The sequence below is a fragment of the Novipirellula rosea genome (assembly GCF_039541335.1).
GTDB classification, from domain to species: Bacteria; Planctomycetota; Planctomycetia; order Pirellulales; family Pirellulaceae; genus Novipirellula; species Novipirellula rosea.
Genome location: NZ_BAABGA010000060.1, coordinates 47629 through 62583 on the forward strand (window position 1 = coordinate 47629; position 14955 = coordinate 62583).

7 protein-coding genes are annotated in these 14955 nt (G+C 56.1%); 4 read left to right on the plus strand and 3 right to left on the minus strand.

The features are described from left to right. Window positions 1-168 precede the first annotated feature (168 nt). From ABD971_RS22645 to ABD971_RS22660, 4 genes are all read left to right on the plus strand, one after another. Complete coding sequence (locus ABD971_RS22645) at window positions 169-2952, plus strand: DUF1553 domain-containing protein (protein ID WP_345325825.1); 2784 nt, start codon at window positions 169-171, stop codon at window positions 2950-2952. Window positions 2953-2970: 18 nt separating this feature from the next. Next, the gene (locus tag ABD971_RS22650; RefSeq protein WP_339944628.1) at window positions 2971-4437 is read left to right on the plus strand and encodes a DUF1501 domain-containing protein; all 1467 of its coding nucleotides are present in this window, start codon (window positions 2971-2973) and stop codon (window positions 4435-4437) included. 1356 nt (window positions 4438-5793) lie between these two features. Then, window positions 5794-6963, plus strand: a complete 1170-nt coding sequence (locus tag ABD971_RS22655; protein WP_345325828.1) for a DUF2891 domain-containing protein — start codon at window positions 5794-5796, stop codon at window positions 6961-6963. Beyond that, window positions 6956-8194 (plus strand): Nramp family divalent metal transporter, encoded by a 1239-nt coding sequence (locus ABD971_RS22660; protein ID WP_345325830.1) that lies wholly within the window; start codon window positions 6956-6958, stop codon window positions 8192-8194. The genes ABD971_RS22655 and ABD971_RS22660 overlap by 8 nt, the downstream gene beginning before the upstream one ends. 369 nt (window positions 8195-8563) lie before the next feature. On the opposite strand, the gene ABD971_RS22665 is transcribed toward ABD971_RS22660, so the two are convergent. From ABD971_RS22665 to ABD971_RS22675, 3 genes are all read right to left on the minus strand, one after another. Further along, the gene (locus tag ABD971_RS22665) at window positions 8564-12127 is read right to left on the minus strand and encodes a carboxypeptidase regulatory-like domain-containing protein (RefSeq protein WP_345325832.1); all 3564 of its coding nucleotides are present in this window, start codon (window positions 12125-12127) and stop codon (window positions 8564-8566) included. Continuing rightward, complete coding sequence (locus ABD971_RS22670) at window positions 12127-12513, minus strand: BlaI/MecI/CopY family transcriptional regulator (RefSeq protein WP_339944636.1); 387 nt, start codon at window positions 12511-12513, stop codon at window positions 12127-12129. Before ABD971_RS22670 ends, ABD971_RS22665 begins: the two co-directional genes overlap by 1 nt. 914 nt (window positions 12514-13427) lie before the next feature. Beyond that, window positions 13428-14747, minus strand: coding sequence for a hypothetical protein (locus ABD971_RS22675; protein WP_339944638.1), 1320 nt, complete (start codon window positions 14745-14747; stop codon window positions 13428-13430). Between the last annotated feature and the right edge of the window lie 208 nt (window positions 14748-14955).

A 14955-nucleotide genomic window follows, 5' to 3' on the forward strand; every position in this document is an offset into this window, starting at 1 on the left:
TTGCCTCAAACCCACCTAACCCGCTTCGCCGCAGCCATCTCACCGCGTGCCGCTAAATCAGCAGCACGCCGTCGCATTTGAGGGTAAGATAGTAGCCTCGCCCTGTCCGAATCCTACCCTCCCCGACGATGCACCCTGTGTCGCTTGCCAATGGTGCTGAGAAATCCCATGAAAAGAGCTCTCGCCTTCGTCGTGCTCGCCTGCATTCTGCAAAGCCAAGCTGCAGCCGAAGTCGTCGATTTCGTTCGCGATGTTCGGCCGATTTTTGAAAAACATTGCTATTCCTGTCACGGCGAATCGAAGCAAAAGAGCGGTCTGCGACTGGATATCAAATCCGAAGCGTTCAAAGGGGGCGATGGCTATGGCGAGTTGGTGGTTCCAGGCGACGTGGACGACAGCCCGCTGATTGAACTGGTCAGCAGCGACGACGAAGATTCACGGATGCCGCCCGGCGACCATCCGCTCTCGCCTGCCGAGATCGCGACCTTGACTCGCTGGGTCGAACAAAATGCGGTCTGGCCCGATGGCGTTGACCTCGCTGTGCTCGAGGATCGACTCGATCACTGGTCGTTCCATCCGATTTCGGACGCGGTTGCACCGGCCGTCGATGAGACCGCTTGGCCTCGCAGCGATCTGGACCGCTTTGTGCTCGCTCGCCTAGAAAGCGAAGGACTCGCCCCCGCGCCACCCGCCGATCCGCGTGTCTGGCTGCGACGAGTGACCTTGGATTTGACCGGCTTGCCACCGACGCCCGAGGATGTGGATGCGTTTCTGCAAGCGGTGGGCGATGATGACACTGCCTACGAAGCCGTGGTGGACCGCTTGCTGCAATCGCCTCGCTACGGCGAACGTTGGGCTCAACATTGGTTGGACGTCGTGCGGTATGCCGATACGCACGGATTCGAAGTCAACACGGAACGGCCAAACGCGTGGCCCTATCGTGACTACGTCATTGATGCTTTTAACAATGACACTCCCTATGACCAATTTATTCGTGAACAAATCGTTGGCGATGCATTGGATCAGAATGCGGCGACCGGATTTCTGATCACCGCATCGGTGTTGTTGCCGGGACAGATCGGCAAAGACGAACCGTCAAAGCGTTTGGCACGGCAAGATTCGATTGATGAGATCGTCGTCAACATCACCCAAACGTTTCTAGGTTTGAGCGTCGGCTGTGCACGCTGTCATGACCACAAATTTGATCCGATCTCGCAGCACGACTATTACGCGATGCAGGCGTTTGTTGCCGGAGTCGAATATGCTGATCGTGAACTTGATCCCGCCGAAGCCAAGTCGCGACGCAGCGAGTCGGCGAAGCTGAAACAGCAACTGACCGATCTCGATAACCAACTTGCTCGCTTCACACCGCTGGCTGGTTCCGCAGCCGTGCGTCCCGCTATCAACGCACGACTGAATACCGACCGTTTCGCCCCGGTGCAAACCAAACGAGTGCGGTTCACGATCCACGCGACCAACAAGTTAGAACCGTGTATCGACGAGCTGGAGATCTTTGATACCGCGGGCAACAATCTCGCATTGGACAATCGCGGTGCGACCATCACATCGTCGGGCAACAAAACTCAAAAGAATCGTCACGAGCTGCGGTTTATCAACGACGGACGCTACGGCAATTCGCGAAGCTGGATGTCCAATCAAACCGGCGCAGGCTGGGTTGAGATCGAGCTTGCCGAAACAGCGGAAATCGACCGCGTCGCCTGGGGCCGCGATCGCGAAGGCAAATTCGCCGACCGGTTGGCGACGGAGTACACGATCGAAATAGCGGACGAAAATGGAGCGTGGACAACGGTCGCCGATGCGTCGGATCGAGCTCCGTTTGACGCGGGCAAGTCCAAGCCGGCTGCGTTTTCGACCGAAGGACTCGCCGCCGACGAAGCTGCACAAGCGACCAAGCTTCACCACCGCAGGACGGAACTGGAAAAGCGGATTGCCAGCTTAGCTGAAATTCCATTGGCGTTTGCCGGTAAATTCCGCACCCCCGACGCCATTCATTTGCTTCGCCGAGGTGACCCCGAGCAACCCGAGGACTTGGTGCCACCCACGGTGCTGGCTTCATTCGGATCGGTCTCGCTACCCGTCGACGCGCCCGAGCAACAGCGGCGAGCCGTGCTGGCGGACTGGATCATCGATCCGGCCAACCCGCTGACCGCTCGCGTGATGGTGAACCGGATTTGGCAAAGTCACTTTGGGATGGGGATCGTCGAAACCGCCAGCGATTTTGGCCGGATGGGAACGAAACCAACACACCCCGAACTGTTGGATTGGATGGCACAGCAATTCATCGACTCTGGCTGGTCGGTCAAGCAAATGCACCGCACGATCGTCTTATCAGCCACCTATCGGCAATCAACCCAGTTCGATGAGGATGCGTTTGCGACGGATGCCGACGGACGGTTGCTGTGGCGTTTCCCCACGCGTCGCTTGGATGCCGAAACGATCCGCGATGCGATGCTGATGACCGGCGGCCGACTGGATTACAAGATGGGCGGACGCGGATTTAATCTGTTTAACCAGCGTGGCGGTTTGTCCGGGTTCACTCCGGTCGAGTCGTTCAGCGGCGACGGGCTCAGACGAATGATTTACGCTCACAAGGTCCGCCGCGAACGCGATGCCGTGTTTGGCGCGTTTGATTGTCCCGATGGCGGACAGAGTACCGCTCGGCGAATCGAGTCGACCACGCCGATTCAAGCCCTGAATCTGTTCAACAGTCGCTTCACGATCGAGCAATCCGAAGCGTTCGCGAGCAGAGTGAAATCTGAATCGAATTCGGACGAACTCGAGTCACAGATTCGCCGCGTGTACCAGATTGCACTAAACCGAGAACCCGCGGCGGAAGAGGTCTCCGACGCGATCCCCGTCGTTCGCGATTACGGACTGCAATCACTTTGCCGAGCGCTGTTTAACAGTAACGAATTTTTGTTCTTGCCCTGATTCGAAGAAACCTCGCTGATGAACGATCACGATCCAATGCTATCCCGCAGCGAATTCTCGCCCCTGAATCGACGTGGGTTTCTGAGCAGCACTGCCTCGGCACTCGGCTCGGTCGCGCTGCTCGATTTACTCGGTGGCGGTACGGCCCAAGCCGCATCGCCCGAGATCGATCCCGCTCGGCCGTTTGTTCCTCGTGCTTCGCATTACCCGGCCAAGGCCAAGAAGGTGCTGGTGATTTTTTGTGCTGGAGCGGTTAGCCAACTCGAGACGTGGGACTACAAACCCGAGCTAATCAAACAGGACGGCAAGCCGCTTGCCGGTGGCCCGGCGGTGACGTTTCAAGGACCGGCCGGAGACTTGGCTCGCCCCCAATACAAGTTCCGGCAGCGAGGTCAAACCGGAAAATGGGTCAGCGACATGATCCCGCATTTGGCGGAATTGACTGACGACATCGCGTTCATTCATTCGTTAACGAGCAAGAGTAACACGCACGGACCAGCCGAGAATTTCCTGTCGACCGGTAATATTTTGGACGGATTCCCGAGTCTCGGGTCGTGGGCGACGTATGCGCTGGGCAGTGAAAATGCGAACCTGCCTGCTTACGTGGCGATCCCCGACCCTCGCGGCGTTCCTCAAAATGGATCGAATAATTGGGGGCCAGGTTTCCTGCCGGCCGCATTCCAAGGCACGCCGCTGAGTTCAAAGAATCCGATTCGGCATCTGACCGCCGACGGCGTTGCCACGGACGCCGATCGAGCGACCCGGTCGCTGTTGCAGCGAATGAACGAACGACATCAGGATCAGAATCCTGGCAACGGAAAATTGGCGGCACGGATCGCCAGTTACGAATTGGCCGCACGGATGCAATTGAGTGTTCCCGAGATCAGCGACCTGAGTACCGAGCCCGCACATGTGCTTCGCAGTTACGGTGCCGACGATGAATCGAATCCAACGCGAGCCGCATTCGCACGCAACTGTATCCTCGCGCGGCGGATGATCGAGCGTGGCGTCCGCTTTGTCCAAGTGTTCAACGGCGCCTACGCCAGCGGTGGTGAGTTGAACTGGGATGGACACAGCAAATTAAAAGAACAATACGACAAACACGCGGCCATCTTGGACCAACCCACTGCTGCGTTGATCAAGGACATGAAGTCACGAGGGTTACTCGAAGACACGTTGGTGGTGTGGTGTACCGAGTTTGGTCGCATGCCGTTTTTTCAAAAGGGAGCAAAAGGCCGCGACCACAACCCCGACGGCTTTACGTGTTGGTTAACCGGAGCGGGAGTGAAGCCAGGCGTCAGCCACGGCGTGACCGATGAACTGGGCCAGAAAGCGGTGCAAGACATTCGTCCGCTATACGATTTCAACGCCACGATCCTGCACCTGTTGGGCCTCGATCACGAGCGATTGACGTTCGAGCACAACGGAGTCCAACGCCGGCTCACGAACGTCGAAGGCGACGTGATCCACGAAGTCCTTGCGTGAATAGCGATTCTGTCACCTCTCCACCAACTTTGGTGGTTGTTGAGATACAATCCGGTGTTGCACGAGTGTACTGTCACCTCTCCCAAACGCAGTTTGGGAGAGGTCGAGCAGAGCCTTCAGCGATGCTCGGGTGAGGGCCGACCGAGCAAGTAAGGCCGCAGTCTACCGGCCGGAGTCTCGTTTTAAACTCTCCATCAACCGCAAGGTCGTGCACCGCTAGAATCTCACCGTAGCAACCACCTGCTTCACCCTCCCAGCTTGCGTCGGGAGGGTCGGAAATCGAGCCTTCAGCGAGATTTCCGGGGAGGGCGGGTGACACTGAACTTGCACGTTGCATTCTAAAAATACGCGAGCCTCAATCGCTGCATTACAAAGTTAGAATCCGGCGTTGCGCGAGTATGCTGTCACCTCTCCCAAACGCAGTTTGGGAGAGGTCGAGCAGAGCCTTTAGCGATGCTCGGGTGAGGGCCGACCGAGCAAGTAAGGCCGGAGTCTCATTGCAAACTCTCCATCAACTTAGAAGACTGCTGGTGTAGTAACAAACGAGTAGGCCGGAGGCCGACACATGACCTGCCGTTGGCGTGAGCCAACGGTATAGGGGGCGACCTGGCGCTGTAAGGCCGGAGGCCGACACACTGACGGCAGAGTGTGTCGCCCGTTGGGCTATTTTTTCTCACCTCCGCTAGTCGGTGACTCACGCCACCGGCAGAGGGTGTATCGGCCTCCGGCCTGTAGTCAACGCTGCTAAATCAGCAGTCTCCTTTGCTGGGGTGAGGGGGCTGACCGAGCAAGTCGATGGCGACGAAAACGATTCTTGCACCGGAGTTTCTCGGTCGATAGCGCGGACGCCCCCTCACCCGAGCAACGCCTTAAGGGCGTGCTCGACCTCTCCCCCTGACTTCGTCGGTGGAGAGGTAACCGCAGTACTGGCCCGAAGAAAACTCTCACCCTGTCGCGTCCCCCATCCCAATCGCAGCCCAGCCATAGTGCATTTTCTACCGTAGCGGAAGTCGTCAAGACTTTCGATCCACATCAAGCTTCCCCAGAAACTCTTCATGAAACGGTCGGATCAACAGCGAATGCCCCCCAAGGCCGGAGGCCGACACATGACCTGCCGTTGGCGTGAGCCAACGGTACCTTGGTCGACCTACCACCCCAAGGCCGGAGGCCGACACACTGACTGCAGAGTGTGTCGCCCGCTGGGCTATTTTTTCTCACCTCCGCTCGCCAGTGACTCACGCCACCGGCAGAGGGTGTATCGGCCTCCGGCCTGCAACGTCGGCCGGGCGTGGCTTAGAATGGCGGGGGCGATGTTCACGTCAAACGACTTCACTTCTTCACCCCCGTAGGTTTTCCATGCCGCACTTCCGTCCGATTTCAGTCTGTCTGTTGTCACTTTTCGCCTTCACAGCGCAGACGAGTTCCTTGAGGGGGCAGACCAGTGATGGGGGGACCGACGACGCGACGACTCGCTTTGGAACGATCGACGCTGCGGTGGCCGATGAGTGGGCTGCGTTGGTGCTGGGGGCGATCGATACCGAGTTTCCCAACAAGCTGTCGCTGGTCTACGTCGATGCGGACCAGATCAAGACGCCGCAGGAAAACTTTCCAGCGTTCTACGGTTGCTTCGATTGGCACAGCAGCGTGCATGGGCATTGGCTGCTGGCGCGATTGCTACGCACCCATCCCACGATGCAGACCGCCCCGACAATCCGCACCGCGCTGGCGGCGCACTTGACGCAAGAAAACATCCAGCGTGAAACCGAGTTCTTTCGCCGCGATGAACACAAGACCTTCGAACGCATGTACGGATGGGCTTGGTATTTGCGATTGGTGCTCGAACTCGACCGCTGGGACGACGCCGAGGCACAAATTTGGCGCGAGAACTTGAGGCCGCTGGAAACGTTGTTCGTCGAGCGGATCACGGCCTATTTGCCGCTATTGACGTTTCCGATCCGCACCGGCCAACATACCGATACCGGATTTGCGCTGGGGCAAATTCTCGACTACGCCCGCGCGATGCAGCTCGAACCGCTGGAACAACTGGTGATCGATCGCGCCGGTGCGTTCTACCGCAACGACGTCGATTATCCGGTGCAGTACGAACCGTCGGGGCACGATTTCTTTTCGTCGGGATGGAACGAAGCGGATTTGATGCGCCGCGTGATGCCCACCGCAGCATTCGTTCGCTGGCTCGAAAAATTTGTGCCCGACGTCGCCGTGCAACTCAGCGATGGGACGATCGCGCCGGTACACGTCAGCGATCTCACCGATGGCAAGTTGGTCCATTTGGCGGGGCTGAATCTAAACCGCGCCTGGTGTCTGCGGTCCGTCGCCAACGCGTTGCCCGATGATCATCGGTTGCGCCAGCCAATGCTGGATAGCGCCGCGAAACATCTGGCCGCGGGATTGGCTTACGTCAACAGCGGGCACTATGAGGGTGACCACTGGTTAGCCACGTTTGGTCTGTATGCGCTCACTCAAGCAAGCGAAGGCACTCAAGCGAGCGAAAACGGTCATGAGTGACGCGGAGCAACCGACGCAGCCGCGATTTCGGCTGGCCAGCGGCCCTGGGCTGCTGGTCACCGCCGCGTTCATTGGCCCTGGGACCGTGGTCACGGCCAGTCGAGCGGGCACCGAGTTTGGTTGCACGTTACTGTGGACGGTGCTGTTTGCGGTGATCGGCACGATTCTGTTGCAATCGATGGCAGCACGATTGGGGATCCTCACCGGCAGCGGGCTCAGCGAAGCGATCCACGCGGTGCTGAAAACATCGCCTTGGCTACGTCCTATGCTGGGGTTGGTGATTATCGCGATCGGGTTTGGCAACGCCGCCTATCAAACGGGGAATCTGGCAGGCGCCGTGGTTGGCGTCTCTGCGTTGTTGGGTGGATCCACGCAAGCCTGGACCGCGGTGCTGGGGATCGCCACCACGTTGATCATCGCAATGGGCCGCGAGCGGTTGCTGCAAGGCGTGCTCGTTTGCTTGGTTGTGCTGTTGAGCGTCGCTTTTCTGTATACCGCGGCGGCCGGAATGCCTTCGCTTGGGCGAGTGGCCGCAGGATTATTCGTGCCCCGGGTTACGTCACAGAATCTGACGTTGGTGTTGGCGATGATTGGCACCACGATTGTTCCCTACAACTTGTTTTTGCACGCCAGTCGCTCGGCGTCGACTTGGCGCGGCGTTCCGGAACGCGATGCGATTCGTCACTCGCGATGGGATACCGCCGTTTCGATTTCACTCGGCGGGTTGGTCACGGCCGCGATTCTATTGACGGCCAGTGGAGCGTTTTTCGATCAAGGAATCCGCTGGGACACTCCCGATCAGATCGCCGCCGGACTGCGACCGACGCTGGGCGTTTTCAGCGGACATGCCTTTGCGATCGGACTGTTCTGTGCGGGGCTAACCAGCGCGGTGACTGCGCCCTTGGCCACCGCCTATGCGGTTTGCGGTTGTTTGGGGTGGCCGGCTGATCCCAGCAGCAAAGCGTTTCGAGCGATCGCGATCTCGGTAATCGCCGCGGGCGTGACAGCGGCCATGATGATGCATGGCAGCCCTGTTTTCACGATTGTCGTCGCGCAAGTCACCAATGGGATGCTTTTGCCAATCGTCGCTGCGCTGATGTTGGTCGTCATCCAAAAACGCACCGCGGGCTCGCCACTAGCGATGTCGCCCGCGAGTGTCTATGCCGCCTGGGCAGTGGTGGTGCTTGTCAGCCTACTCGGATTGTGGCGAGTGCTGGCTGCCGTTAATTGAGAAATTTTTTAACGTAGCGGAAGTCGTCAAGACTTTCGACCCACGGCGAGAGCCCTCAACACTTTTGCGAGACTGTTGGAAATAATTGCGAATGCCCCAGGCCGGAGGCCGACACTCAGTCTGCCGTTGGCGTAAGCCAACGGTTCCTGGCTCGACCTATCACCCGCAGGCCGGAGGCCGACACACTGACAGCGGTTGTATCGCCCGCTGGGCTATGTTTTTCAAGAACCGCCAGCCCCAATGCGATCTACTTTGGCGCCAAACCAGGAGCTCGTGATAGCGAAGCGGCGATAGCCGCCCAGTCGAAATCGAACGTTTTTTCACGCTGCAACCGGACGGCTCGCGCCGTGCCGCTACCAAAGTCGTTGTCTAGATCCGCTCGCCAGTGTCTTTTGCGACCGGCGTAACGACGATGTGGACGTCTCGATCACCCACGTTTGCGTGCGTCGTTGCGGTATAGTGAGTCTTGGGTGTGGTGACCGAAGAGGCGGAAAGCTGATATTGGCCATCGGGTAGTCCTTCGATGGTGAATGTTCCATCTTTTCGCGTAACCGATCGCCGCGTGTTCGGGCTGGGGTTTGCCAGCAGCATGCGATTCGCGTCTTTGAACTTCGGAAACGAGTTCACGCGAATTCCGCTGACCGGGGTTCCGTCGGCAAGCGTGACCCGACCAGAAATTCTACCTTCGGCGAACGTGAATTTGATTTCTTCGGCCTGCAATTCATTTTCACCTGTCTTGACTACCGAATAGTGTCCCTGGGGATTTCCATTGAACGGTGAATCCCACATCACGACATGGTAGCTGCCGCCCGGCGGCACAAACCATTCGTAATGTCCATTGACATCCACTCGTTTGCCATCGCCGTTCATGGAATGGCCTCCCGCGTGCATTACACCTGGACTGTCTCTCCAGACCATAATGCGAACACCTTGCATTGGCATGCCGTCGACGGTGACTTTTCCGGAAATTCGCCACATTGGTTTCATAATCAAGACGTTGTCCTTGCCAATCGGATCGGCAGGCAAAGTGACCTCGCCCCATAAATGCTCGCTGTCGGTTTCAAGCGATGCACGAGCGACCAAGTACGAAGCGTAGACCACTGGCGGCCGGAAGGTGAATCGACCATGCACATCGGACACTCCTTTCGGTGCAGCATTCACTTGCTGCGGTAGCATCTTCTCGAAAGGTGGTGGACGGTGAATGAGCGTTAGTTCTGCGCCCACTACCGGTCGGCCATCTTCATCCATAACGCGGATAGGCACTCGAGCAGCTTCGGGGATCTTAATGTCAGGAAGTTGCAGGGGTTCACCGCTGGAAATGAATTTGTTCAGGCTGGCCGTTATCGTATTTGCTGGGCCTTGGTCGATCGCACGTGTCCGTCCGTCGGCCAGTGCGTAGGGCGACTTGGATCCCCAGGCGTACAAATCATAGGATCCCTCCGGGACGATCATTCGAAAGCTTCCATCGGACGCAGTGGACGATGATTGGTGGAAACTGGATCGATGATCATAGTGACGCGTTCCGTTTGGCAAAGCCATAATGTTTATCGCCCCGATAGGCAGTCCCTGTTCAGATAGCACTTTGCCAACTAACGGGATTCCTTGCTGCAGTTCGATCGACAGCGCGTCTCCCGACTTTGCTTCCGATTCTGTAATTGGCAGCGATTTCAAGAGCAGGCCTCGCGAGATGTCGCGAGGAATGATTCGCAACATTACATCTCTTGGTTTCCCTGTTGAGTCGAATTCTTCTGGCAACATTCGGTAGTTGAACTCACCGTTCTCGTTTGTAGACGCACCTACCTGCCAGGCAGACGATATTGTGCAATTCTCAACAGGGGCTCCATCGGTTGTGCGAACCACCCCTTTGATCAAGTATCCTTTCGCCGCAACGATCGTTGATCCAGATGCTTTGATGTCTGGATTTAAGAAGTATCCTGGTCGACTGGGATGTGATCGACCGGTCTTGATGCTGGTAGACGTGCGTATTGAACAATACTTCATCGCCCAATCGTCATGAAATAGACTGACCAGTGCGACCCATCCGTGCGGGACACCATTGAATTCAAATTGACCGTTTTTGTCAGACTTCGTTTGAAGCCCAATAGGTGATCGAAATAGGTAAATGGACTCGTCAGAATAGTGGCCACGATCCCTATCACTGAGAGCCGAAAGAATCACTGTTGCGTTCGCAATCGGAACGCCATTTGGATCCACATAAACTCCCTTAATGGATGTGCTGCTGCGAAGGCTGATGTTTGCTTGTGGCGAGATTGTTTCAGCGGAACGATCAAAGTCGATCGATTTCCAGCCAAAATCTCCACCCGGCAGCGCGGCAACAACTTGCCAATTTCGTACAAACATTCGCGGATTGGTGACTGCGGGAATGTCGACGAACTGATATCGCCCGCTTTCATTCGTCTCGGTCCGCGCGATTATGTCAGCGTCGTGGCGAGTAAGATCACTCGTGATTGCCGACGCTCGCAGTGCACGTATAGCGACGACGGCACCGACAGCAGGTTTTTGGTCTTCCCCCATCACCACCCCCGAGATCGAATAGGTATGTCCTGGGTCACGATCTTGGACCAGTTTCGCTGAGGAGATTCGATCAAAAAAGTTGCTTTGATCTTTGGGCCGTATCGAAGCGACCGCGACAGCTTCGGGCTCTCTCGTGGCCGGCGTTGACGTAACGACGGTTTGCTGGTTGGTTGTTTTTTCCACAATCGTCGGCGTGCCACTGTCTTGTTTCTGCGGCTCGGGTTCAACAGGGCTCAGTTGTGATAAGGTCTCTGGTGATTGTGCAACCAACTGAAAACTGCTTAACCCAGCAGTTGAAAAGATGATCACCCCAGCCAGCCAGGCGACTCTCGATCGCTTCGGGCGGTGCTGCGACATCCGCAGGACCATTGCTAGCCGCGTTTGAGTGTCGCCAAAATGGCTCATTGCTACCGCTAAACGCGGTGTTTTTTGAGATCCAGTTTCCGACAAAACATCCAGCAAGTGATTGGCGTATTGAATGCAATCGACACCAGCAGCGACAACGCATTCGTCGGTCGCCAATTCTCGCTCTCGCTTCTGTGCCCTGGCGACACAATGCACCACGGGGTGAAACCAGTACAGCGTGCTCGTCAGTTGAGAAAGCAAATCCCAGATCGAATCCCTGCGTGCCACATGCGCCAATTCGTGTGTTAATACAGACTGTTGACATGCGTCTGACCAGTTGCAAAACGATTCTGGTAGCAAAACCGTCGGCCGAAAAATGCCAAACGCAAGTGGTGCTTGGACGGTTTGGCAGATCCGTATGCGTGGAGGCCGTACTAACGCCAATGTTCGGCTAGCGCGATCGGCCCGAAAATATAGTTGCTTTGGAAGATCAAACCCTTGTCGGTACATCCATCGCAAACGTACTGCAGCAACGGCCATCCGTAATACCATGAACACGAAGCCTAGCGAATACAGGAGTATCAATCCGTCTTGCAACGTCCACCGGTGTGCGGTCGTGGAGACCAGTGCAGATTCCGGCAACGCGTCACTGTTTGTGACAGTGGTGGATGGATCGAATTCATGGCCGTCGAATTGAGTAAAGCCTTCGTCAAGCATGAGACTTTCCGGCAGGAATTCCTCCGTTGCGTGGCCACGGTCCGCACCCGTCGAGGAATCCATCAATGCAGTCGCTGATAGCTCTCCGATGTTGAGATTTGATGTGCGTTGTTCAAGGGCGACTGAATTCCAGGCCATTGAACCCGTCGGAATCTCGAGCGGAGGGATGATCCATTTGCTGGGCAACGTGGTTGCCATGGCGATTAGCGCCGTGATCCAAATCGCATGCCGCGTCTGGGCCGATCGGCAGCTTAAGGACCTGTTCAATAGCCAAGCAGCGGCTCCGATCAAGGTGACCTGGAGGACAATTACCACGAATGGAGTGGCCTGGGACATTACGACTTTCCTTGTTTCTTTGCGGCTTGATCGACCATATCACGAAGACGTTGTAGTTGTTCGGCGTCCAATTTTGCTTTTGGGTCCGATAGATGCGCTGCCAATGCGTCTTCGACGGATCCGCCGAAAAATACATTGAAGACCTGTCGCAATGCATTCTTGCCTTCACCGGTTTTCGATCGAAGGACGCGATAAACAAATCGCTTGCCGTCTCGCCGATAGGTGACGATTTGTTTTTCTTCCAGAATTCGCAATATGGTTCGAACGGTGGCATTCGACGGTGGATCTGTCATCGCTCGACGAATTTCCACCGCTGTTGCCTCTCCGTGTTCAAACAGTATGTCAACGATTTGACGCTCTCGGCGGCTCAAATCTCTCCGGATCATTGCAGTGTCCTCCCATGTAGTCACTCGATGTGTGTATTTATTCACAGGTCAGGGTGCAGGGTCAAGTGTAATTGTGTAAAAATACACAAATGTCGCCGGGGCGTGTTCTGGAGCTAGGTGGGAAAGCTGTGCTCAGTCCGATTCAGATGGAGCGATAGATTGGAGCAAGTGGTCATCCAGCAAGGGCTATCGAGATGATCAACTGGCGCGACACTTTAAGAAAGCGTGTGGTTCCGCTGGCGAAACATTCAAAGCGACTCACCAGCATTTACGGTCAACGAGCGAGCCGAGCACTCTGGTGAAAGACATTGCGAGACAACCAGCAAATGTTTCCTTTCGCAGGCGACTCAACCTCAAGTAGTGGAGGTTGCTAAACCTCCCTCCAGCACACAAGATTTGCAGCAAGAATTAAACGATCGGCAAATCGGGTTTCCCCAATGCATGGCACACCAATCGCCAGCGGCGACTTCTCAACATCATTTCCATTGTCAGCGAAATATTGCCGGATCTCGTCCGGTTGCAAAGAGTCAAGCGTTTGAATCCGATCGGTCGGCTCATGCCGGACTGCCACAGCAATCGCCCCGGATTTGAGTCCTGGAACCTTTTCTTGCCCGATCCGAAGTCGCGATAGGACAACAGCAGTGAGCATGATTTGCTGCCGTCGCTATCGCGACTCGCACGTCGGTTTAGAGGTAACAGCGGAATAGACCGGAGGGAAACTCACCCCCAATATCCTTACCCGACTTCAATTTGGTTGATTCCTTCGACGCAGGCGTTTGTCCAATATCCGCGAGTTTTTATTCGCCAGTCGGGGCCATCGCAGGTTCGTCAATGACTCCATCCGCCCCACGCCAAGGGGCGGAAAACCGAACACAAGGCCAGACCCCACGCGAAGCGTTTCCGCGAAAATTGCTCTAGTTCGTTACCCCGGCACCGGGCGTCTTGGAATGTGCGTTCTGCGGGAAATCGAAGGTCAACACAAGGGGTTCCGATCCCGTGTTCTCAATTTCAACGCCACCGCTGGCAAGGGCAGCCTGAGTGATGAACCCGATTTCGGGATAGATCTCGCCGAGAATCATATCTTGGTGATATTGCACTTTGAGTTTTCCAACGCGGCCGCTTCCACCGTTGGTGTGGAACAGCGCGGGGCTCTCCGGGCAAAAATGAGTCTTACCGCCAGGCTGCACAGTAAGCCGCAGGATCGAGCACTTCTGATCGCCGAGGAAATCACCGTAAACAATCCACTTTGCATCGACACCGTCACCTGCAAATTCTTCGGCCGTGATTGCCGGACGCCGATTTTTCTGGACGAAATCGGGATCCTGATTGGCTGCGAAGTCAAACTTCTCTACCAAGTATTCCCAGTCTTCGTGACGATCCTTCGGATAGTCCTCTTCCCGGCATGCGTAAAACGCATCCGCTGCTCCGATCCGTCCGTCAAGCGTGAGATCCTCGGCCAAGAAGTGCTCATCCATCGTCACATGCAGCTCGTGCGTGCAGAGGTCCGTCGGCGAGTGCAGCACACCGTTTGGCATCACGAAACCATTGTCAAGTTGCATCATCACGTGCGGTGATAAATGCCGAACCCCGTTGTATTCATCCTGTCCGAAACGCTTCATACACGCAAGAAAATCATCCTTGGTCACAAACGGATACAGTCCCATCGCCGTGGTGTGGTAATGCGATGGACAAACTCCAGGATTGTCGAAAGAATTGATGTCGTACACTTCCCACTTTGACCAGTGAAGGTGATGCGGGATTGGATTCAGATTGTCAAACTTCTTTGAAACAATCGGCCAAGTCGGCGTTCCATAAAGTGATTTCGCAAACGCGGTCACCTTCTCACCCATGACAGCTTCAGGATTGGCGGCGATCAGATCCTGCAACGAGATGAACTGCCCGTTCGGAGTAAGGACGTGCGATTCACCTTCACGGAACGGTGCTTTATTCGTGCGAGTATCGATGACACCCGTCACGATGGGCACGGTGCAGCACATCCAGAGTTCATCGAGTCCCGTCCCGTTCATGTAGTCCGGGTAGTACGATTTGGCATCAAGGCGAAGGCGTTTACCCGGCGTACAAAATGTCCGGCCGGCGTACCGGTGCAATAGCTGCAACACCCCGTCATTCTCATTAAGGCAGTCATCGAGAATTGAATCCGGTCCTCCGGCGGTTCCGTCGATCACATCTTGTTGGGGGTACTCGTGCAGTTTATCCGCGAGAATTGACACCATGGGTAATGAACCTCTATGAATCGGAAGAAGCGTGTCGGTTCCAAAAATTGCTTTTTGGAGAGTGGGTGGGGAACTTCATTTGCTAAAACGCAACGAGACTGACGAAGAATCGAATGGTCCGCGCTGATAGCAGAGGGGTGCAGTGTACGAAATGTGGGCCGAACGAATCAGGGGGGCCGTGCAACGTTGTCTCTGTTTTGGGCGTTGG